The following is a 21835-nucleotide window of genomic DNA, read 5'->3' on the forward strand; positions in this document are numbered from 1 at the left end:
CGCTCTTAGGCTTCGATGGCCTTGGCCAGCCGTCCGCGCAGGTTTTTGAGTTTGGCAATTGCGTCAGAGTAGTCCGGCTTGGGCGCTTCGGCCGCGCCTGTATCGTCGGCCCTGCGCGATTGGCCGTCACCGGCATTGGCTCGCCGGTCCCCGACGCGCCGGTCTTCGCGCCGCCGGTCCATGCCGGACGCGCCGCTTGAACGCAGCACCGCTTCGGCCCCTTTGAGCGTGTAGCCCTCTTCGTTCACCAGCCGGTTGATCGCTTCGACCATTTCGATGTCATTGGGGCGGTAGAGCCGTCGTCCGCCGCTGCGTTTCATCGGTTTGAGCAGCGAAAACTGCTGCTCCCAATAGCGCAGGACATGCGGCTTGATGCCAAGAGCCTCGCTCACCTCGCCAATTGTGCGAAAGGCGGCGCGATCCTTGCCATCATTAAATTCGACCATGCTAGTCCTCTATCGGGATTGTCCTGATCGGGCCGGTTAGCCCTTCGCAATCCGTTCCTTGAGCAGCTGGCTGGCGCGGAATGTCAGGACGCGGCGCGAAGTGATCGGCACTTCGACCCCGGTCTTGGGATTGCGGCCAATCCGTTCATTCTTGTCGCGCAGGACAAAACTGCCAAAGCCTGAAATCTTGACGTTCTCGCCATTTTCCAGCGCGCCCGTCATCTTGTCGAGAATGGCTTCGACCAGCTCGAGCGATTCGGCCCGGCTGAAACCCATCTTGCGATTGATTGTCTCGGCCAGATCGGCGCGGGTTAGCGTACCCACCGAACGCATCATACGCATCTCTCCCTCAAAAACGCGGCCCCTACGGATTGCGGCTGTTTGTATTGAAAAAATTGCAATTGGGCAATGTAGCCGGTCGAAAACCGTGGTTTATTCGCGGTAAAGCCGCGCGCAAAGATCAAATGCGGATCAGACTTGCGCCCCATGTAAAGCCGCCGCCCATCGCTTCAAACATGACCAGATCGCCTGATTTGATCCGCCCGTCCTTGCGCGCCACATCAAAGGCGAGCGGGACAGAAGCAGCCGATGTGTTGGCGTGTTGGTCCACGGTGACGATCACCTTGTCAGCCGGAATGCCGAGCTTTTTCGCGGTCGCATCGAGGATCCGCGCATTGGCCTGATGCGGCACGACCCAGTCGATGTCATCAGCCGAAAGATCAGCGTCTTCAAGGACTTCGCCAAGGACGCTGGCAAGGTTTACCACCGCATGGCGGAACACTTCGCGGCCCTTCATGCGCAGATGGCCGACCGTTTGCGTGGTTGAAGGTCCGCCATCGACATAGAGCAAATCGTGCTGCGCGCCGTCGGCGTGAAGCCGGCTTGCGAGCACGCCCGGCCCGCCTTCGCGCGCCGGATTGGCAGCGTCAGGCGCTTCGAGCACAACTGCCCCCGCGCCATCGCCAAACAGCACGCAGGTCGTGCGATCTTCCCAGTCGAGAATTCTGCTGAAAGTTTCTGCGCCGATCACCAAAGCGCGCTTCGCAGTGCCGGTTGCGAGCAGCGAATCGGCAGTGGTCAGCGCGTAGAGGAAGCCCGAACACACCGCCGCGACATCGAACGCGACCCCGCCATTGCAGCCCAGCGCGTGCTGGACCTTGGTCGCGGTCGCCGGGAATGTGTTGTCCGGAGTGGCGGTCGCGACAATGATTAAACCGATATCCTTGGCCTCTAGGCCCGCATCGGCAAGCGCGGCACGCGCGGCCTGTGTGGCGAGAGTCGCGGTGGTCTCCCCCTCGCCAGCGATATGGCGTTGGCGGATGCCGGTGCGCTCAACGATCCACTCATCCGATGTGTCGATCTGCGCGGCGAGTTCGGCATTCGGCACCACCCGCTTTGGCAATGCAGAGCCTGAGCCAAGCAGGCGCGAGCCGGTCACTTAGTGGCTCCGTCTTGGCTGCTCGCGGCGGCTGCGGAAGGGGTGCCGTTGCTGCGCAGCGCGTCTTCTCCCAGTTCGGCAAGGTCTTGCGCGATACGCTGGGTCAGCTTGTCTTCGAGAAGTTTGGCCGCGACATTGACCGCGTGGGCGACGCCCTTTGCTGTCGCGCTGCCATGGCTTTTCACCACGACGCCGTTGAGGCCAAGGAAGACCGCGCCATTATGGTTGTTGGGGTCAAGATGGTGCTTGAGCAGCTCGGTCGCAGGACGCGAGACCAGAAAGCCGATCTTGGAGCGCAGCGAGCTGGTGAAAGCCTGCCTCAGAAGGTCGGTCACAAAGCGCGCCGATCCCTCGATCGCTTTCAAGGCGATATTGCCCGAGAAACCGTCCGTGACGACCACATGGGTTTCGCCGCGATTGATCTTGTCGCTTTCAACAAAGCCGTCAAACTGGAGCGCCAGAGCGCCCTCTTCGCGCGCGCAGGCCTGTGTCAGCAGCGCCGCGGCATCGCGCAGAGCATCGGTGCCCTTGATCTCTTCGGTGCCGATATTGAGCAGGCGCACGCTCGGCTTTTCAAAGCCGTTGACGATCCGCGAATAGGCCGCGCCCATCACCGCATATTGGACAAGGTTGCGCGCATCGGCCTCTGTATTGGCGCCCAGATCGAGCATCACCACATCATGCGGCTCCAGCGTGGGCATCAAAGCCGCGAGCGCCGGGCGGTCGATGCCGGGCATTGTGCGAAGGGCAATCTTGCTCATCGCCATCAGCGCGCCGGTATTGCCCGCGCTCACCGCTGCTCCGGCCTGCCCTTCCTTCACCGCGTTGACGGCGAGGCCCATGCTGGTGGTCTTGGCACGGCGGATTGCCTTGGAAGGCTGCTCATCGCCGCTGATGACATCGTCGCAGTGGAGGATTTCAGACGCGCCCGCCATGCCCGGATGGTTCTCAAGCGCGCGTTCAATCCGCTCGCGGTCACCCACGAGCAGGAAGTTGAACTTGTCATGCTTGCGGCGGGCCATAGCCGCGCCTTCGACCATGACGCGCACGCCCTCATCGCCGCCCATCGCGTCAATTGCGATACGCGGGAGAGTCATGCGCCTGGTCCTTCTTTACTGACGGGTCAGATGCCCTTGGGCACGATCACTTCGCGGCCGTTATAAAAGCCGCATGCCGAGCACAGATTGTGCGGACGCTTGAGTTCGCCGCAGTTCGAGCATTCCTGGAATGCTTCGACTTTCAGCGAATCGTGTGCGCGGCGATTACCGCGACGGTGCGGGGAAACTTTTCTCTTGGGGACTGCCATGGCTAAGCCACTTCCTCAAATAAACATGTGTCTGGACGGGGAAACCCGCGCCGGTGATTTCGATAGTCGCCATTAGGGCAAGGGGCCGATGCGCACAAGATAAAGTCCCATGCGAATGCGTCGTCCGAGCCGGTTGTGGCGGAAGGCGCGCGCTATAACGGAAAAATCGCCCGTTGCAAGCATGGGAGTTGCCAGCAGTGAGACGAAGCTCCAAGCAGCTATCCAAGAAGACACATTGAGGGGATATCAAATGGACACTTTGCTCACGGTTACACTGGCGTCGGCTGCGGCTGCGGCGATTCTCAACATCTGGCTGATGCTGCGGATCGGCGCGATCCGCCGTGCGGCAGAGATCAGCATCGGCGATGGCGGCAGCGAGCCTCTGCAACGCCGGATGCGCGCGCAGGCCAATTTCATCGAAAGCACGCCTTTTGTCCTGATCCTGATCGCAGCGATCGAGCTTGCCGGCAAAGGCGCGCCGTGGCTTGCCTATGTCGCAGGCGTCTATTTCATCGGCCGCATCCTGCACGCCTATGGCATGGACGGCGCATCGCTGAAGTGGGGCCGGTTTGTCGGCACGATTGTGACTCTGCTGGTGCTGCTGGGTCTCGGCATTTTCGCAGCGCTGGTCGCTGCGCGGGTGCTCTAAGAGCTCCCACCCCTTGGTCACGGCAGTCAAAGGGCGACTGCCCGCCCGCAGCGAGTGCAGCTTGCTGCACGTCTAGCGAGGACGCACCCGCGGAGGCGGGTGCGCAATCAAGAAAGCGCGTAGTCGCTCACAAACGCATTGGTCTTGCGCTCTTGGCCAAAGGTGCTGGTCGGGCCGTGGCCGGGGATGAACATCACGTCATCGCCCAGCGGCCAGAGGCGCTGGGTGATGGCGTCGATCAGGTCTTGGTGATTGCCGCGCGGGAAATCGGTGCGCCCGATGCTTCCCTGAAACAGCACGTCGCCGACAACCGCAAAGCGGCTGGGTGCGTGGAAGAAGACCACATGGCCGGGTGTGTGGCCGGGGCAATGGATCACGTCGAGCGTCAACTCGCCCAATGTCACCGTGTCGCCATTCTCCAGCCAGCGGTCAGGCGTGAAGCTCGCCGCCTCCATCCCGTAGCGCGCCCCGTCTGAGTCGAGCTGCTCGATCCAGAACAGATCGTCCTTGTGCGGGCCTTCGATGGGCAGCCCGAGTTCCTCCGCCAGCATGCCCGCCTGACCGCAATGATCGAGATGGCCGTGGGTGATGAAAATCTTGACCAGATCAACGCCAGCCTTAGCGACACCCTCTTTGAGCTTGTCGAGATCACCGCCCGGATCAATCAGCGCGGCTTTATTGGTGGCCGTGCACCAGATCAGCGAGCAATTCTGCTGAAGCGGCGTCACCGGAATGATCGCGGCTTTCATAGGGGGTGTTGGTTTGGGTTGGTGGGTCATGCCGGGCGATGTGGCTTGCTTTGCAACCAATTTCAACCAGACGTCTGATGCAAAGCAACTACTCGGAATCGTGCTAATCCATCTCCCACCAACAGTCAGCTCCGTTATGTCGCAGGTGCTTTTTTTTGATAGTCCACGCCTCAGCCACTGTTAACTTTCGTACACCGCAGTGCCAGAAACTGCAGCTTCGCGGGTGACTACCATCAATAAGGGATACTCCCCAAATCTGGTCATCTTCCTCGCAAGCCTCGACGCACAGGCAGGGATGATATGCGCAATCCTCGTAGATGTCGCCCGGTCCGATATTGAAAGTCGCTGACTTCGAATCGCTCATAACGCTCGACTTATCACAAATGGTCATATCCGCCCCCCCTTCCACACAACCCTGCCAATAACCTCCATCTCCTCCGCGCTGACGTCAACAGGCGGGTAGGAGAGGTTCTGGCTGAGGAGTGAATAGCGCCCTGCCCCGGCTTGCGCGACGCGTTTGACCATCAGAGTGTCGCCTAGGCGCACGACGTGGACGCCGTCGCGGAACGCGCGGGGGGAGCGGTCTATCAGGATTTCGTCGCCATTGTTGAGCAGCGGCTCCATCGAATCGCCCTCCACCGTGATCGCCGATAGCTGCGCGCCGGTCAGCCCTTGCTCGGCCAGCCAGCGGCGCGAGAAGCGGAAGGCGTCGAAAGCGGCCTCGGATGCGGGCATAGCACCGGGGCCCGCGGAGGCTCCGATATCGAGCCTTGCGACTTCCACCCACTCGGTTGATTCGCGGCTAGGGGATTGCGCGTAGGATTTTTCCTGCGAGGCATCACCCGGGCCGCCCAACTCGACTTCGTCCACACCCAGCGCGCGCGCAAGCGTCCGGCGGTCGCCCTCCTCCAGCTTTCGCGGCGAACCTTTCTTAATGAATTGCTGGAGATAGCTCGCATTGCGCCCGAGCAATTCGGACAGGCTGGCAAGGCTCGCCCCGCGCTCCTGCGACAATTCCAGCAGGCGCTTGCGGGGGTCCGATTGGAGATCAGTCATGGCGGGCTCCTCAGCTCATTCAAGAAATTCTTCCTACATGAAAGATTTTTCCTAGACAAGTAGGATTTCGCATGGAACGTTTAGTGAACACCGGGCGATTCGCTCGGGTCACTCTGGGGGTCGCACCCCGCATGGACAGGACAAGACAGGGGATCAGAAATGCTGATACGCAAAGTCGAAAAATTCCTCCGCGAGCACGACATGCCCGCCACCAAATTCGGACGGCTGGCCGCGCATGATCCGCGCTTTGTGCTGGACCTGCGCATGGGCCGGATCCCGCGCGCCGCCACGGAAGCGCGCACTTTACGCTGGATGGAAGAGTTCGAGGCGAGCCGATCCGTTCGCGGCCACCTGGCCTGCCTGCCCCATTCGCTCGAAACGAAGGAATTTTCCTATGCTGTATGATGCCGAACTCGCCGCAAACCTGCCGCTGGAGACCAAATCGGCGTCGACAGGCGGAGCCCAGCGCCCGCCCGCGCGCCGTTACCGCCCGCGCCGGACCACGTCAGACCGCTTGCGCGAGGCGGTGCTGATGCTGGCCGAGGGGCGCGCGAACCTGCTCACCCATGAGGAGACGCCGTGGAGCTCGATCACATTCTCAGGCACGCGGCACGAGATCATGCTCGAATTTCAGGGCGCGGAAGAGGTCGAGGTTGGCGAGGAGTTTATCGAGCAACTGCCCGAACACGAATTCCGCATCCCCGGCCAGCTGGTCGCCGACGCCAATGTGCGCGAGGTCGACCACCGCTTTGGCGCGGATGAGCGGATGGTGGTGACAGCGGTGCTGCTGCTGTTGGAGGAGAGCTGAATTCATGCGTCGTCATTGCGAGCCGCAGGCGAAGCAATCCATGGACGAACGCCGAGCCAAGACGCGAAGTCAGGCTATGGATTGCCGCGTCGCCTGTCGGCTTCTCACAATGACGAACAGGGGAAAGTGGCCCCTAACTATTTATCACGATCATCTTCTCGATCGTCATCTCATGCATCGTGTAGGGAATGCCGCCCACGCCGTGGCCCGAATGTTTCAGCCCGGCAAAGGGCATCCAGTCGACGCGGAAGGCGGAGTGATCGTTGACCATCACCGCCGATGCATCGAGGTTGCGGTATGAGTTCATCGCTGATGCCAGATCGTTGGTGAACACAGCCGCCTGGAACGCCACGTCGAGCGAGTTTGCCTGCGCAATCGCATGATTCACATCGTCGTAGGAATAGACGCAGACCACCGGCCCGAAGACTTCGTTCTTCGAAATCGTCGCATCGGGTGAGGGGTTGAGCAGCACAGTCGGCGCGTAGGTCGTGTCGGACAGCTTCTCGCCCCCGCACAGCACCTCGGCACCGCCAGCGCGCGCCTCCTCGACCCATTCGGCCACACGGTCGACTTCGCGCGGACGGATCAGCGGGCCGCATTCGACATCGCCGTCGATCGCATTGCCGACCTTGAGCGCGTTGGCAGCCGCCGCCAGCTTGCTCGACAATTCGCCGACGATTGAGCTGTGGGCAAAGACGCGCTGGACGGACACGCAGACCTGTCCTGAATGGTAGAACCCGCCTTTGGTCAGGCTCGCCACGGTCTTGTCCATATCCGCGCTGGGATCGACAATCACCGGAGCAACGCCGCCATGTTCGAGCGCGCAGCGCGTGCCCGGCGCGAGCTTTGACTTCAGTGACCAGCCAACCGCAGCCGACCCGATAAAGCTGAAGAAGGCAGCGCGCGGGTCGGTCACCAGTTTTTCCGACACATCGCGCGGCGGCGATACTGCCCGTGCCCAGCCCTCTGGCAGACCCGCCTCGTGCAGGATCGAGATAAATTCGAAACACGAAAGCGGCGTGTCGCCCGAAGGCTTGACGATCACCGGACAGCCAGTTGCCACCGCCGGAGCGACCTGGTGCACGATCAGATTGAGCGGATGGTTGAAGGCCGAAACCGCCACCACAACCCCAATCGGCTCGCGCGAAGTCCAGCCAAAACGGCCATCGCCCGCCGCCGTCAGCCCCATCGGGATTTCGGTACCCTTGAGCGCGCCCATTTCGTGAATGCACAGCTCCACGCCGTTGATCGCGCGGTCGACTTCAACCTTTGCATCCACCAGCGGTTTGCCGCCTTCATTGGCGATCTGGTGGGCAAGGTGGTCCTTGCGCTGCTCCATGATCTCCATTGCGCGGTGGAGGATCTTGGCGCGCTGATGCGGCTTCATCCAGCCATCGCGGTTGCGGTAAAGCGCGTGGGCTTCGGCAAGATAGGCATCCACCTCTTCCCACGATGCAACAGGAACACTGCCGATCGGGGAGAGGTCGAACGGGTTTACGACTTCGAGACTCATATCCGTTTCCTTATCGACTGGAGGATCAAAGCTCTGCGGAGAGCTTCTTGATGTCGATATTCAGGATCTGGTCGTTCTCGGTGTAATCAACCGGGCAATCGATCAGGTGGACACCCGGCGTATCGCGGCAATGGGCCAGCACTTCGCGCAGGTGATCCGAGCTTTCGACCCGGTGTCCCTTCGCGCCGTAGCTTTCGGCATATTGGACGAAATCGGGATTGCCATAGGTCAGGCCGAAATCGTTGAAGCCCATATTGGCCTGCTTCCAGCGGATCATCCCGTATGCGTCATCGCGCAGGATCAGCACAGTCATATTGAGGCCGAGGCGCACCGCGGTCTCCATCTCCTGGCTGTTCATCATGAAGCCGCCATCGCCGCAGATCGCCATCACCTTGCGATCGGGATAGAGCATCGCGCTCATCATCGCGCTTGGCAGGCCTGCCCCCATTGTGGCGAGCGCATTGTCGAGCAGCACGGTGTTGGGCAGGTAAGCGGTGTAGCCGCGCGCAAACCAGATCTTGTAGACGCCATTGTCGAGGCAGATGATCCCGTCATGCGGCAGGCAATCGCGCACCTGCTGCACCAGATGCGGCGGGAAAATCGGGAAACGGGTATCTGCAGCCAGCTTGCCCGTATGCTCCAGCTCTGCCTGGTGGAAGGCGAGCATGTGATCGAAATTCCAGCTGCGATTGGGGCTGATGTCTTCCTTGATCTGCCAGATCGCATTGGCGATGTCGCCGATGACCTCGATCTGGGGGAAGTAAACCGGATCAACCTCTGCCGTGCGGGTCGAAACGTGGATCACCTTTACGCCGTTATCATGCATGAAGAAGGGCGGCTTCTCGATCACGTCATGGCCGACATTGATAATGCAGTCGGAGGCTTCGACGGCGCGGTGAACGAAGTCACCGGCTGACAAAGCCGCGCAGCCGAGGAATTTCGGATGCCGCTCGTCGATCACGCCCTTGCCCATCTGGGTGGTTAGGAAGGGGATGCCGGTCTTCTCGACGAACTGTTCGAGCATACGGCCGCACAATTTGCGGTTGGCGCCTGCACCGATCACCAGAACGGGGTTCTTCGCCTCTTCGATGGCTTTCACCGCCGCGCGCACAGCCTTGGGCTCTGCGCTAGGCCGCCGCGCGACGCTCTTGGGCAGCGGGTGCCAGTCGGTGGTCGGCTCTTCGGCGATATCTTCGGGCAGCTCGATCAAAGTTGCGCCCGGCTTTTCCTCTTCGGCGAGGCGGTAAGCTTCGCGCACGCGGCTGGGGATGTTGTCACCCGCTGCGATCTGGATCGAATATTTCGTCACTGGCTCCATCAGGCTGACGATGTCGACGATCTGGAAACGGCCTTGCTTCGATTTCTTGATCGGTTTCTGGCCGGTGATCATCAGCACAGGCATTCCGCCGAGCTGCGCATAGGCGGCGCTTGTCACAAAGTTGGTCGCGCCCGGGCCGAGTGTGGCCACGCAAACGCCGGTTTTGCCGGTGTGGCGGCCATAGGTTGCAGCCATAAAGCCTGCGCCCTGTTCGTGGCGGGTGAGGATGAGCTTGATCTTGTCTGACCGCCCTAGCGAATCGAGAAAGTCGAGATTTTCCTCGCCCGGAACGCCAAAGATATATTCGCAGCCTTCAGCCTCCAGACATTCGATAAAAACGTCCGAAGCTTTTTTGGTATCGCTCATTTTGTATTCCCCCCAATTTGCATCCACCATTGCGAAGTGGCTGTGCAGGTGTGTTCATACCCGCCATTCGTGCCGCATCGCAGAGGCGTTACACATGCGTGTGCGCAGCGTAGTGCCCCTATTGCGAAGGGGAGTATTGCAGGAATCCGTCAGAATCCAAGCGCGAAGGGGTTTTAGGTAGTGATTAGTAGCCCAGCCGGGGGTCGAAGATCGGCCCGATGGGCTTGCCTGCGCGGTAATTGGCAAGGTTCTCCAGAAAACGCGCGGCGCTGCGGATGAACATCTTGTCCTGCGCGCGGCCCGACAGGTGCATGGAGATATGCGCATTGTCGAGCGCCCAGAGCGGGTGGTCTGCGGGCAAAGGTTCAGGCGTTGTCACATCAAGGAACGCGCCGCCGATCTGCTTGCCTTCAAGCGCCGCGACCAGAGCCGGCTGGTCGATCACTTCACCGCGTGCGATGTTGACGATCACCGCGTCGGATTTCATCGCCGCAAGCTCGTCCGCGCCGATCATGTTCTCGGTTTCGGGCGTTGAAGGCACGGCGAGAATTACCCAGTCAAACTCGCCCAGCTCTCCGCGCCATTCATCGGGGGTGAGGACGCCTTCAGCCTTGGATCGCCGCACCACGCTGACATCGACGTCAAAGGCTTCGAGCCGCGGTTTGATCAGCTGTCCGATTGCTCCGTAGCCGAGAAGCAGCGCCTTGCTGCCAGACAGTTCGCGCTTGCCGGGGCTGTCGAGCAGCCATTCGCGCCGTTCCTGCGCACGCACGACTTCGCGGTAGCCCTTGGCGATATTGAGCATCCCCATCACCACATATTCGGCAATGGTGATCGCGTTGATCCCCACGCCATGCGTAACAGTGATCCCGCGCTCTGCCAGCACGTCCATCGGCAGGAAATCGAGCCCCGCATAGATCGAGTTCAGCCACTTGAGCTCGGTCGCCGCCATCAGCGACTTCACCATGTCGTCTTTGTTGTTGGAATCGAACCAGCCAATCTCCGCGCCCTTCACCGCTTCCAATGCCTCTTCGTGAGTCATGAACCAGCGCACGTCGAGATCATCGGGCAATTGCGGTTCGAGCAATGGGCGGATCAGGCCGGAGATGGCTACGGTGGTCATGTCGGTTCCTTGCGAAAAGCGGCCCATGTGAAGGCCTGTTCTGTCTGCCACGGCGTTACATGCACCTCGCGCCAATGCTCCACCAGCCGCAGATTGTCACCGAGCGCTTGTGACAGGCCGGCGGCGTCATAACGCTGGACCGGCAGGTCGCTGCATTGCTCCGGTCCGTCGGGCGCGAATGTTGCGATCAGCAACAACCCGCCCGGCGCGAGCCCCTTATCGAGAGCTCCGCGATAGGCATCGCGCTGAGAAGCTTCGGTCAGAAAGTGAAACACGGCCCGGTCGTGCCATACATCGTAGCGCCGCCGGGGCGACCAGCGGGTGATGTCGGCAGCGATCCATTCGACCTTGTCCGCAGCTTCACCCATCGCATCGCGCGCAAGCTCCAGCGCGGCTTCGGAGATGTCGAGCATGGCGAGATCGTCCCAACCGGCGCGGGCGAGATCGGCCACAAGCGGGGAAGCGCCCGCGCCGATATCGATCAGCGAATTGTCGCTGCCCGCGCCCAGCCGCAAAAGCGCGTCAAGCGATGGCGCGGTGCTCGGCTGGAACCAGCTGACGCGGTCGACCTGTTTGGTCTGATAGACGGTCTGCCAATGATCGCGCCGGTTCTCGCTCACCCCAGCTTCCACTCCCAGCCCAGCGGATCGCCGTCCATTACCTCGACCCCCTTGGCGCTGAGTTCATCGCGGATCGCATCGGAGGCCGCGAAGTCCTTTTCGGCGCGCGCAGCCTTGCGGCGGGTGAGCGCATCTTCGATTTCGGCTTCGGTGATCGTGGCCGTTTTGGGCCGGATGCGAAGCGCCTCTCGGGTGAGGTCGAACAGGCTGAGGCCCAGCACGGCGTCCATATACTCGACCACCGCGCGCTTGATACCCGCATCGACTTTCTTGACCGCCAATGCATCTTCGAGCGCTGTGAGCGCGATGGGCGTGCCGAGATCGTCCGAGATCGCCTCTTCGAACTTGGTCAGTGGAGCGGCGAATTTGGGATGTTCGGCAACCGGCTGGGACGGCGCATCGACAAGCCTTTGCGCTGCGATCACCATCCGTTTGAGCCTTGTGAGCGCCGCATCCAGGCCCTCCCAGCTAAACTCCAGCTCACTGCGATAATGCGCCTGCAAGCACATCAACCGGTAGGCGAGCGGGTGATAGCCCTTATCGACAAGCAGCTGCAGCCGCAGGAACTCGCCCGAGGACTTCGACATCTTGCCCGATCGCTCGACAAGGAAGTTGTTGTGCATCCATATCCGCGCCCCGCTATTGGTAGCTTCGGACAGGCCACCGCAGCCGCAAAAGGCCTGGTTCTGCGCGATCTCGTTGGGGTGGTGAATCTCGCGGTGGTCGATCCCGCCAGTGTGAATGTCGAAGGGAAAGCCAAGCAGCTTCTCACCCATTACCGAGCATTCCAGATGCCAGCCAGGCGCGCCCTTGCCCCACGGCGAATTCCATTCCATCTGCCGCGTCTCGCCCGCAGGCGTCTTGCGCCAGATCGCAAAGTCGGCGGCGTTGCGCTTGCCTTCAACCGTGTCGATCCGGCCTTCTCCGTCTTCGGTAACGGCCCGCGCAAGCCTGCCGTAATCCTCGATAGTCGACACATCGAAATAGAGGCCGCTTTCCAGTTCGTAGCAGTGCTTGTCGGCGATGCTCTTCGCGAAATCGAGCATCTCTTCGATATAGTCGGTGGCGATGGACCACTTGGCCGGCTGGCGGATGCCCAGCGCCTTCACATCGGCCCAATAGGCCTCGGTGTAATGACGCGCGATATCCCAGATCGACTGCGCTTTTTCGGCAGCTATCTTCTCCATCTTGTCCTCACCCTCATCGGCATCATCAGTGAGATGGCCCACGTCGGTGATGTTGATGATGTGGGTGAGATCAAAGCCCTTGTGGCTCAGCGTGCGGCCCAGAATATCGGCAAAGACATAGGCGCGCATATTGCCGATATGGGGGTAATTGTAGACCGTCGGCCCGCAGGTATAAACGCGCGCCTCGCCTTCATGGACGGGAACGAACGGTTCGATCTCGCGGGTGAGCGAGTTGAAGAGTTTGAGGTCGGTCATTGGGTGGCGCTTTGGCGAGCCTCCTGCCCCGCGTCAATTATCTCGTCATTGCGAGGAGCAAAGCGACGCGGCAATCCATGGCCGAACCAAGCAACTCACTTGATTGATTCATGGATTGCTTCGCTTCGCTCGCAATGACGAAAACCTATTCGAATCCTAGAAACTTCACAGTCTCGTCCAACGGCTCGCGTTCGCGCTCAAAATTGTTGAGCGGTGCGTCCGGATCGCGGTAGCCGATCGCCATGCCGCAAAAGAGCATATAGCGGTCATGGTCCAGCCCCAGATGGTCGCGGATCACATTGGCGTAGAGCGCCATATATTCCTGGAAACAGCTATCGAGCCCTTCCTCGCGCAGCAGCAGCGCTACGGTTTGCAGCCACATGCCGGTGTCCGACCATTGCGCTTCCTTCATCAGGCGCGGGAAATAGACGAACATGACCGCTGGCGCGTCGAAGCTGGTGGCGTTGCGCATCATCGCTTTCATTCGCCCCTCGCCATCATCACGGGCAATATTCATGGAGCCGAACATGCCTTTCGACACGGCGTTAAGGCGCTGCTTGTAGGCGTCCTCCTGCCCCGGCGCGGTCCAGTCATATTCGGCCTGCTGCGGCGGCGTCGTGGTGATCTTGGCCTGCAAATCCTTGAGCGGCTGGCCGGTGAGGATGGTCGCCTCCCACGGCTGATAATTGCAGCCCGATGCGGCCCAGCGTGCGGTTTCCATCACCCGGCGTAGGGTGCCGAGATCAACCGGTTTTTCGAGAAACTCGCGGACGGAGCGGCGGGTGGTGACTGCTTCTGATACGTTCATGGCCGCGAGTGCTAGACAGCACCCGCTCCAAGGGCAAGCTACCAATGCGGACAGGACTGCGACTTGCACGCCCCCATACAGGCATAGTAACGTGCCGGACGGTGAGCGGGTTCGTACCGCTTAAGGGGGCAAATATGGTCGATGTTTTCATATCCTATTCGCGTCAGGATCTTGATGCGGTCGCGCGGCTGGCCAAAGCCATCCAGCAGGCCGGATATGAGGTCTGGTGGGATGCCGAACTGCCCCCGCACAAAAGCTATGGCGAGGTCATCACCGACAAGATCGAGAACGCCAATGCCGCCATTGTGGTCTGGTCGCCGAGCGCGCGCGACAGCGAATGGGTGCGGGCAGAGGCCGACATGGCGCGCAGCCAGAAGAAACTGATCCAGACGGCCCTTGGCGATATTATGCCGCCGCTCCCCTTCAACCAGATCCAGTTCGCCGACCTTGGCGATTGGCAGGGTGAAGACGATCACATCGGCTGGAAAAAGGTGCAGGAAAGCCTGCGTGACCTGTGCGGCGAACGAGAGTCGCTGGGCGCAGCTGCGGCCGGCGCGGCAAGTGCGGCAGCGGCATCACCTCCGGTAGCGCCCGCTCCAGCACCCTCTCCGGCACCTACACCCGCTTCGGCACCATCAACTCAGCCTCAGCAAACACCTTCGTCCAAAGCTCCGCTCTACACCGCGCTCGGATTGGGAGGTGTGGGATTGCTGGGCGGCGGCGCGCTGGTTGTAGCCGCGATAAGTGGCTCAGGTGACGACGATCCCTATCTTGTTGGCGATAGCGGCAACCCTGTGGCTCTGGCTGATACTAGCGATATGCCCGCCTTGGATGACCGTTCAATCGATAGTGCACCGATCAATCCTGAACCTGCCCCGCCTCCTGCGCCCGTTCCGACACAGGCGCCCCCGGCAGCTTCCGGCCCAGTGTTCACCACCGCCTCTCAGACATTCAACGGCGCACTCCGGCAGGGTGAAGAGCAACGCTTCGCCGTCGGGTTGAACGCCAACACAAGCTACCGGCTCGTGGCCGAATGCGACATGGATTGCTCGGACATCGACATGTGGCTCTACGATGAGAACGGCAACATGATCGACGAGGACGTGCTGGAGGACGACTACCCGATCCTCGACGTTACCCCGATCCGCAGCGCCGAATTTACCGTGCGCTTGCAGATGTTCGCCTGCTCGATCGAGCCCTGCGGATTTCAGATCAGGGTGGAGCCGCAGTAGAGGTTAAGCGTCCTCGGCCGGGCCAGTGGGCATTACCACCCACTGGTCTCTACTGGCCTGCAATACTACCGTTCAGCAATCACTGAGCAGCTTCGTCGACAGTCGTTTCAGGATAGTTGGTCATCCTAACGGCTTCAGACATATCATCGGCATCGACCAACTTGGGATTGCGATAACGACGGTTCATCTCACGCAGAGAGCTGGGTGCGATATTGGCGCGGCCTGAGAAGAAGCCTGACTTGATCTTGCAGCGCACAAATTGAGTCTCGCCCTCTTCAACTTCCAGCGTTAGCGCATCGTCAGTTTCGAGCGACTTGACGGCGAAGTTGCGTTCACCTGGCTCCGAAACAAGCACGAAATAGCGTCCCGAACCCAGCGAGCTAAGCTTTTCTTCCTCGCCTGCATTGAACACCGCACAACCCAGCGCCGCGCCCGAAAGTCCGCCGGTGCGATAAAAGACGATCTGTCCCATGCCTTCCGGCGGGGTTGGAACCTGGAAACCCTCCTCTTCATCAGCCATAGCGACCGGAGCGCTAGCCACAAAAGCGATAGGAGTTGCGGTCGCGATCGCGAACGCTGCAATCAATTTCTTCATTTTTACGTCCCTCTTACTCAGCGATATCAACCGGGGCCCCCTGCCCAACGGCGATTTCGAAGACTTCGTCATTACGGATCTTGGCGCGCGCCAATGTTCCGGGCTCAATTGTGGTGTTACCTCCGCCGATCAGAAAACCCAGCGGGCCTAGCGCAGCAACAGTCGCGGAGACTGCTCCTGTGTTATCGGTGCCGCGGAAAGACAATTCTTCGCCTTCCTCGATAAAGCGGAAGCTGCGCAAATCTATCCGTCGTTCGCCATATTGGAGATATCGTGCAGCGAGAATAAGCTCCCCTGCTGAACCGGCAAATCCTGCTCTTTCGGCGTGCACCACTTGTCCTTCACCTTCTAGACCGGCTGGGAGCACCTCAACGCCGTCGATTACAACCGCATCAGCGAGCCTAATTGGGAAGAAGTCGCGCGCTTCGCTGATCTTCGATCCGACCTGACTTTCAATGGTGATGAGGATCGGATGGGTTCTGGGGATAGTGACTTCGATTGACGCCGGGACAGCGGTATTTCCGCTCTCGGGCGGACCGGGAGCCACTTCCTCTAGCACTTCGCTCACCGCCTCAATTGTGCTTTGAGTTTCAACCGTGGCGTCCGATGCAGGCACCGGCTGTCCAAGCAATAAAAAGAATAATGGAAGCAAAGCGATTCGACCCCTCTTTTCGCTTTAAGTATCTGGAATATCCTGCAACTCGACCTGCTCGTCAAGGTGGTCAGCGTCGTCCTCTCGTTGTTCCCTTCTCATCCTCGAACAGCTCCGCGAGCTGCTCCATGATCGTGCCGCCTAGCTGTTCGACATCCATGATCGTTACCGCGCGCCGGTAATAGCGGGTTACGTCGTGTCCGATGCCGATGGCGACGAGCTGGACGGGGGAGACTTTCTCGATCCAGTCGATCACGCCGCGCAGATGCGCCTCGAGATAGCCTGCCGAATTGACGCTTAAAGTGCTGTCATCGACCGGCGCGCCGTCTGAGATCACCATCAGGATGCGGCGCTCTTCAGGCCGGTACATCAGCCGCGAATGCGCCCAGAGCAGCGCCTCGCCGTCGATATTCTCTTTGAGCAGCCCTTCGCGCATCATTAGGCCGAGATTGCGGCGCGCGCGGCGCCATGGCTCGTCGGCCTGTTTGTAAATGATGTGGCGCAGATCGTTGAGGCGGCCCGGCGTAGGCGGTTTGCCATCGGCGAGCCATGCCTCGCGCGACTGCCCGCCTTTCCACGCGCGGGTGGTGAAGCCGAGAATTTCGGTCTTGACCCCGCAGCGCTCCAGCGTGCGCGCAAGAATATCGGCGCTGATCGCGGCGATGCTGATTGGCCGGCCGCGCATCGAACCGGAATTGTCGATCAGCAGCGTGACAATCGTGTCCTTGAAGTCGATGTCGCGCTCGACCTTGTAGGATAGGGCCGTACCGGGCGAGACGATCACGCGGCTGAGGCGCGCCGCGTCGAGCACACCCTCTTCCTGATCGAAATCCCAGCTGCGGTTTTGCTGTGCCATCAACCGGCGCTGGAGCCGGTTGGCAAGCCGCGTCACCACACCCTGCAATCCGGTCAGCTGGCTGTCGAGATAGGCGCGCAGCCGGTCGAGTTCCTCGGCATCGCACAATTCGGGCGCTTCGATTTCCTCGTCAAAGCGCTCCGTATAGGCATTGTAGTCGAGCCCGCCGGGGATGTCGGTTTGCGGACGGTTCGGGCGCACGGGTGCCTGACTGGCATCGCCTTCTTCGCCCGGCTCGCCGTCCTGCATTTCCTGATCCGCCGACATCTCGGTGTCGGAATCGCCCTCACCGTCACCCTCGGCCATTTCGGCGGCGGTCTCGGCGCTTTGGGGGTCGCCGTCGCCTTCCTGCTGCTCGTCGCCGGACTCGTCCTCGTCCTGACCGTCTTCCTCGTCCGAATCGTCATTGTCGGTTTCGTCGGGAGCGTCACTCAGACGGGTCAGATCGAGATCGCGCAGCATGTCGAGCGCGAGCTTCTGGAAGGCTTCCTGATCGTCGAGACTGTCGGACAGGGCGGTGAAGTCCCCTCCCACAGCGTCCTCGATAAATTCGCGCACCAGCTCTACCCCGGCTTGCGCCCTTTCGGGGATTGCCTCACCGGTCAGCTGTTCGCGCAGCATCAGCGAAAGCGCGGTTTGCAGCGGCACCTCGGAAGAGTTTTGCGCGCGGGTGATCTGGTCGCCCGCAGTGCGCATTTCAGTCGCCGCGTCGAGGTTGGATTTGATCCCGCCAAAACGGTTCGCGCCCAGCGCCTCGTAGCGCACCTGCTCGATTGCATCATAGCAAGCGCGCGCAACCGGCTCTGGCGGAGCGCCCACCGCGTGCAGCCCAGCGTCGTGGTGGCGCAGCTTGAGCGCGAAACTGTCGGCAAAGCCGCGCGCTTCAGTGACTTGTTCGCCCGGCAGATCGCGTCCGGGCAAAGGCACGCGGAAACGATTGCCCGAGGCTCCGGGCACATCGGCGCTCCACGCGACTTCAACCTCGGCATCGCGCGCAATCGCGCGGCTCGCGCCGGTCAAAGCCTGTTTGAACTTATCGAGAGGAGATTCTTCGGCCATTGCGAAGCTCGTTAGCCATTCCCGCCCATCTGCGGAAGCGCAAGCTTACTCCCAAATCAGATAATGCAGGTTCAAACGATGCCCTAAACGATCGACTGACCGGTCGCTTCCCAATCTTTCAGGAACCCTTCGATCCCCTTGTCGGTCAGCACATGCTTGAACAGGCCGAGGATCACCTTGGGCGGTGCGGTCATAACGTCCGCCCCGATCTTGGCGCTTTCGAGAATATGCGTCGCGTGGCGCACGCTGGCGACAAGGATCTCGGTGTCGAAGTCGTAATTGTCGTAGATCAGGCGGATGTCGCTGATGAGGTCCATGCCGTCAAAGCCATTGTCGTCATGCCGCCCAACAAAGGGTGAGATGAAAGTCGCCCCCGCTTTCGCCGCGAGCAGTGCCTGATTGGCCGAGAAGCACAGCGTCACATTGACCATCGTGCCATCTTCGCTGAGCGCCTTGCAGGTCTTCAGCCCGTCCACCGTCAGCGGCACTTTGATGCAGACATTGTCGGCAATTTTGCGCAGCACTTCGGCCTCGCGCATCATCGTCTCGTGGTCGAGCGCGACCACCTCTGCGCTGACCGGGCCATCGGTGAGCCCGCAAATCTCGCGCGTCACTTCCATGAAGTCGCGGCCCGATTTGTGGATCAGCGACGGGTTGGTCGTAACCCCGTCAAGCAGGCCGGTCGCGGCCAGTTCCTTGATCTCGGCAATCTCGGCGGTGTCGGCAAAGAATTTCATGGCGCGGCGGCTCCTGCATCTGGCGGTGGCGATTCGTGCCGTTCTGATTGGCACAGCCCTCCGATAGTGGCCAGATGCGGGCCGGAAAAAGCGCTAGACCGCCCACATCTAAGCGGTTGCTAACCGGCAGCGACGCCAAATACGCCGATCAAAAGCGGGTCGCCGGTCGCTTCGGGATTGGCGCGAATCGCGGCCTCTTCCGTACCGATCTCGGTCCAGATCGCATCGTCGATATTGCCCGCCAGCCTTTGCGCAGCGCCGCCAATATCGGCTCCGGTGGCCGCGTTCAGCAATTCCGCCACCAGCGGGTCGGAGGCGATCCGGATTGCCTCGCCCAGTTCGGGCACCATCTCGTCAATCAGCCGTCCGCCCAGTTCGCCGCGCAGCGCCGTGGTTGCCGCGCGCGGACCGCCCCGCACAAGCTCGACCGCATTGGCAAAGCCGATTGTCCGCACCGCATCGGTCACAATCGGCGCGGCGACGTAAGACCCTTCGATGGCGATGTCGGCAAAGACCCCTTCCAGCCGATCCTTGAACAGGGTCGATGTGAGAATCCGCGACAGCGTGTCACCGCGCGTGCCAAGCAGGTTGCCGAGGCCAAGCCGTGCGACCTGCGCGTCCCAATATCCGTCAGGCGCGGTCAGCCGGGCGAAGGCCTGTTCGGTCGAACGCAGCAGCAGACGCCGTACCGCTTCGGTCAGGCTGAAACCGGGAATGGTGGCGCATGCGGGCAGAGCCAGCACTGCCGCTCCGCCAATTCCCGCCATCAGCAATCTGCGCCGCTCCGTGCTGAACTCATCGCGCCCGTTCATATCCATCGTTCAATCCTTGTCGTAATGTGCTGATCGCGCCCATATTGAGGGCCTATCATGAACCGTGTCCGACTTCTTGTCCTCAATGCTGCGCTTGGCTCGCTCGATTACAGCGTGCCCGAGGGGATGCGTGTCGAGCCGGGCAGCGTTGTGGTTGCGCCTTTGGGGCCGCGCACCGTCACCGGGATCGTGTGGGACCACGGGCGCTTGCCAGGGGACGAGGTTGATGCGAGCAAGCTGCGGCCTTTGCGCGAAGTGGTCGCTGTGCCTCCGCTCGCCGCGCCGCTTCGCCGCCTGATCGAATGGTCCGCCGACTATTACTGCGCCCGTCTCGCCAGCGTCGCGCGCATGGTCCTGTCCAGCGGAGGAGCCTTGGGCGGGCCGACCACCATGACCGAATACCGGCTGACCGGCGGGACGCCCGAACGCATGACCCCGCAGCGCGCCGCCGCAATCGAAGCGCTCGGCGATGAGCAAGGCACGTTGCGCGAGCTGTCCGAGATTGCCGGAGTATCGACCGGCGTCTTGCGCGGCCTCGTCAATCAGGGAGTGATCGAGCCGGTGAGCGTGTCGATCGACCGCCCCTACCCTCAAGCGAACGCCGATCATCACCAACCCGCGCTCTCGCCCGACCAGCTGAGCGTCGCCGGGACCTTGGTGAACGCGGTCGAGGCGCGCAAGTTTGAACCCTTCCTTCTCGATGGCGTCACCGGATCGGGCAAGACCGAAACCTATTTCGAGCCTGTCGCCGCAGCGATCCGGATGGGGCGTCAGGTGCTGGTGCTGCTGCCCGAAATCGCGCTGACGGAAAACTTCCTCACCCGCTTTGAAGACCGCTTTGGAGCTGCGCCCGTCCAGTGGCACTCCTCGCTCAAATCCAAAGAGCGGCGGCGGGCTTGGCGAGCAATTGCGGACGGTTCGGCGCAAGTGATCGTGGGTGCCCGTTCAGCATTGTTCCTGCCCTATGCCAATCTCGGCCTGATCGTGGTCGACGAAGCGCACGAGATCAGTTTCAAGCAGGATGACGGCGTGCGCTACAACGCCCGCGACGTCTCGGTCATGCGCGCGCGGTTCGAGGGAATTCCGGTGGTGCTGGCGAGCGCAACTCCGGCGCTGGAGAGCCTGCACATGGCCAATAGCGGGACTTACACAAAACTGGAGCTGCCCAGCCGGTTCGGTGGCGCGCAATTGCCCGCGATCAAGCTGGTCGATCTGACTGTCGAGAAACCCGCCGCCGGTCGCTGGCTGTCTGCGCCTTTGATCGAAGGGCTGGAGGCGCGGCTCGAGGCGGGCGAGCAGTCGCTGCTGTTTCTCAACCGGCGCGGCTACGCGCCGCTGACGCTCTGCCGCAATTGCGGGCACCGGTTCCAATGCCCCAATTGCAGTGCGTGGCTGGTCGAACACCGCCTGTCCTCGCGTCTCGCCTGCCATCATTGCGGGCTGGAAACCAAGCCTCCCGAAACCTGCCCCGAATGCGGCGAAGGCGATTGTCTGGTCGCATGCGGCCCCGGCGTCGAACGGATCGCGGACGAGATCGCCGAACTGTTCCCCGAAGCGCGCATTGCGGTCGCCACCTCGGATACGCTCGGCTCGCCAGAACGGGCGGCCGAGTTTATCGCGCAGGCCGAAGCGCGGGCGATCGACGTGATCGTTGGCACCCAGCTTGTGACCAAGGGCTTCCACTTTCCCGAGCTGACATTGGTGGGAGTGATCGACGCCGATCTGGGCCTTGAAGGCGGAGACTTGCGCGCTGCCGAGCGCACCTACCAGCAGGTCGCGCAAGTCGCGGGCCGTGCAGGGCGCGGCGCGAAACCGGGCGAGGTTTTGCTCCAGACCCGCCACCCCGACGCGCCCGTCATCGCCGCGCTTGCCAATGGCGACCGAGACGCCTTCTACGCCGCCGAAACCGAGGCGCGCCGCGACGCCGGTGCCCCGCCCTTTGGCCGCTGGGCCGCGATCATCATCTCGTCCGAGGAAGAGCGCGAGGCTCGCGCAGCTGCCGTCCGGCTGGGCGATACACGTCCGCATCTCGACGACCTCTATATCCTCGGCCCCGCGCCCGCCCCGCTTGCGCTGCTGCGCAACCGCTACCGCTACCGCTTCCTCATCAATGCGCGCCGCAGCGCCAATTTGCAGGAGGCCCTGCGCGGCTGGATCGAGCAGCAGGACTTCCCCCCCGGAGTGAGAGTCGGTATCGATATCGATCCCTATTCCTTTGTTTGAAGGACACTTTTCGCGCCTCCGCGCATT

Annotated in this window: 23 protein-coding genes; 5 read left to right on the plus strand and 18 right to left on the minus strand. The window is 61.5% G+C overall.

The annotated features are described in order from the left end of the window. Positions 1-5: 5 nt before the first annotated feature. The 5 genes from Q0887_RS06650 to rpmF form a co-directional block, all read right to left on the minus strand. Complete coding sequence (locus tag Q0887_RS06650; RefSeq protein ID WP_299193384.1) at positions 6-446, minus strand: MerR family transcriptional regulator; 441 nt, start codon at positions 444-446, stop codon at positions 6-8. Between the two features lie 36 nt (positions 447-482). Further along, positions 483-782 carry an integration host factor subunit alpha gene (locus tag Q0887_RS06655; RefSeq protein WP_299193386.1) on the minus strand — a complete coding sequence of 100 codons (300 nt, stop codon included), beginning with the start codon at positions 780-782 and terminating at the stop codon, positions 483-485. Positions 783-906: 124 nt separating this feature from the next. After that, entirely contained in the window at positions 907-1884 is a 978-nt protein-coding gene (locus tag Q0887_RS06660) for a beta-ketoacyl-ACP synthase III (RefSeq protein WP_299193388.1), read from the minus strand. Then, on the minus strand, positions 1881-2981 hold the full coding sequence (gene plsX, locus Q0887_RS06665; protein ID WP_299193390.1) for a phosphate acyltransferase PlsX: 1101 nt from the start codon (positions 2979-2981) through the stop codon (positions 1881-1883). The genes Q0887_RS06660 and plsX overlap by 4 nt, the downstream gene beginning before the upstream one ends. 26 nt (positions 2982-3007) lie before the next feature. Further along, positions 3008-3190, minus strand: coding sequence for a 50S ribosomal protein L32 (gene rpmF / locus Q0887_RS06670; protein WP_299193391.1), 183 nt, complete (start codon positions 3188-3190; stop codon positions 3008-3010). Between the two features lie 250 nt (positions 3191-3440). Here rpmF and Q0887_RS06675 point away from each other — a divergent pair, with 250 nt between their 5' ends. After that, a complete protein-coding gene (locus tag Q0887_RS06675; RefSeq protein ID WP_299193393.1) occupies positions 3441-3839 on the plus strand; it encodes an MAPEG family protein in 399 nt (132 codons plus the stop codon). Positions 3840-3946: 107 nt separating this feature from the next. On the opposite strand, the gene Q0887_RS06680 is transcribed toward Q0887_RS06675, so the two are convergent. Both Q0887_RS06680 and Q0887_RS06685 read right to left on the minus strand, forming a co-directional pair. Beyond that, positions 3947-4588: an MBL fold metallo-hydrolase gene (locus Q0887_RS06680; protein WP_299193394.1), complete on the minus strand. Its 642-nt coding sequence runs from the start codon at positions 4586-4588 to the stop codon at positions 3947-3949. A 387-nt stretch (positions 4589-4975) separates the two neighbouring features. Further along, positions 4976-5644 (minus strand): S24 family peptidase, encoded by a 669-nt coding sequence (locus Q0887_RS06685; protein WP_299193395.1) that lies wholly within the window; start codon positions 5642-5644, stop codon positions 4976-4978. Positions 5645-5803: 159 nt separating this feature from the next. On the opposite strand from Q0887_RS06685, the gene Q0887_RS06690 reads away from it, so the two are divergent. Together Q0887_RS06690 and Q0887_RS06695 are read left to right on the plus strand one after the other, a co-directional pair. Then, on the plus strand, positions 5804-6049 hold the full coding sequence (locus Q0887_RS06690; protein ID WP_299193396.1) for a hypothetical protein: 246 nt from the start codon (positions 5804-5806) through the stop codon (positions 6047-6049). Then, entirely contained in the window at positions 6039-6452 is a 414-nt protein-coding gene (locus Q0887_RS06695) for a hypothetical protein (protein WP_299193397.1), read from the plus strand. Before Q0887_RS06690 ends, Q0887_RS06695 begins: the two co-directional genes overlap by 11 nt. 133 nt (positions 6453-6585) lie before the next feature. Here Q0887_RS06695 and Q0887_RS06700 read toward each other — a convergent pair whose 3' ends face one another. From Q0887_RS06700 to Q0887_RS06725, 6 genes are all read right to left on the minus strand, one after another. Beyond that, on the minus strand, positions 6586-7965 hold the full coding sequence (locus Q0887_RS06700; protein WP_299193399.1) for an aldehyde dehydrogenase family protein: 1380 nt from the start codon (positions 7963-7965) through the stop codon (positions 6586-6588). A 25-nt stretch (positions 7966-7990) separates the two neighbouring features. Continuing rightward, positions 7991-9649 (minus strand): acetolactate synthase large subunit, encoded by a 1659-nt coding sequence (locus Q0887_RS06705; protein ID WP_299193400.1) that lies wholly within the window; start codon positions 9647-9649, stop codon positions 7991-7993. A 184-nt stretch (positions 9650-9833) separates the two neighbouring features. Next, entirely contained in the window at positions 9834-10772 is a 939-nt protein-coding gene (locus Q0887_RS06710; RefSeq protein ID WP_299193402.1) for a D-2-hydroxyacid dehydrogenase, read from the minus strand. Continuing rightward, entirely contained in the window at positions 10769-11392 is a 624-nt protein-coding gene (locus Q0887_RS06715) for a class I SAM-dependent methyltransferase (RefSeq protein WP_299193404.1), read from the minus strand. The genes Q0887_RS06710 and Q0887_RS06715 overlap by 4 nt, the downstream gene beginning before the upstream one ends. Then, positions 11389-12834, minus strand: coding sequence for a cysteine--tRNA ligase (gene cysS, locus Q0887_RS06720; protein ID WP_299193406.1), 1446 nt, complete (start codon positions 12832-12834; stop codon positions 11389-11391). The genes Q0887_RS06715 and cysS overlap by 4 nt, the downstream gene beginning before the upstream one ends. Before the next feature lie 145 nt (positions 12835-12979). Further along, positions 12980-13642, minus strand: a complete 663-nt coding sequence (locus Q0887_RS06725) for a nitroreductase (protein ID WP_299193407.1) — start codon at positions 13640-13642, stop codon at positions 12980-12982. A 134-nt stretch (positions 13643-13776) separates the two neighbouring features. Between Q0887_RS06725 and Q0887_RS06730 the strand changes: the two genes are divergently transcribed. Next, entirely contained in the window at positions 13777-14874 is a 1098-nt protein-coding gene (locus Q0887_RS06730; protein WP_299193408.1) for a toll/interleukin-1 receptor domain-containing protein, read from the plus strand. A 79-nt stretch (positions 14875-14953) separates the two neighbouring features. Here Q0887_RS06730 and Q0887_RS06735 read toward each other — a convergent pair whose 3' ends face one another. The 5 genes from Q0887_RS06735 to Q0887_RS06755 all read right to left on the minus strand — a co-directional run bounded on the left by Q0887_RS06735 (position 14954) and on the right by Q0887_RS06755 (position 19591). Then, entirely contained in the window at positions 14954-15469 is a 516-nt protein-coding gene (locus tag Q0887_RS06735; RefSeq protein ID WP_299193409.1) for a DUF2846 domain-containing protein, read from the minus strand. Between the two features lie 13 nt (positions 15470-15482). Continuing rightward, entirely contained in the window at positions 15483-16037 is a 555-nt protein-coding gene (locus Q0887_RS06740) for a hypothetical protein (RefSeq protein WP_299193410.1), read from the minus strand. A 154-nt stretch (positions 16038-16191) separates the two neighbouring features. Beyond that, positions 16192-18036, minus strand: a complete 1845-nt coding sequence (gene cobT, locus Q0887_RS06745) for a cobaltochelatase subunit CobT (protein ID WP_299193411.1) — start codon at positions 18034-18036, stop codon at positions 16192-16194. An 83-nt stretch (positions 18037-18119) separates the two neighbouring features. After that, a complete protein-coding gene (gene fsa / locus Q0887_RS06750; protein ID WP_299193412.1) occupies positions 18120-18773 on the minus strand; it encodes a fructose-6-phosphate aldolase in 654 nt (217 codons plus the stop codon). A gap of 119 nt (positions 18774-18892) precedes the next feature. Next, on the minus strand, positions 18893-19591 hold the full coding sequence (locus tag Q0887_RS06755; protein WP_299193413.1) for a DUF4197 domain-containing protein: 699 nt from the start codon (positions 19589-19591) through the stop codon (positions 18893-18895). A 51-nt stretch (positions 19592-19642) separates the two neighbouring features. Between Q0887_RS06755 and Q0887_RS06760 the strand changes: the two genes are divergently transcribed. Next, the gene (locus Q0887_RS06760; protein ID WP_299193414.1) at positions 19643-21808 is read left to right on the plus strand and encodes a primosomal protein N'; all 2166 of its coding nucleotides are present in this window, start codon (positions 19643-19645) and stop codon (positions 21806-21808) included. The last annotated feature ends 27 nt before the right edge of the window (positions 21809-21835 follow it).

This window comes from uncultured Erythrobacter sp. (assembly GCF_947492365.1).
GTDB lineage: Bacteria > Pseudomonadota > Alphaproteobacteria > Sphingomonadales > Sphingomonadaceae > Erythrobacter.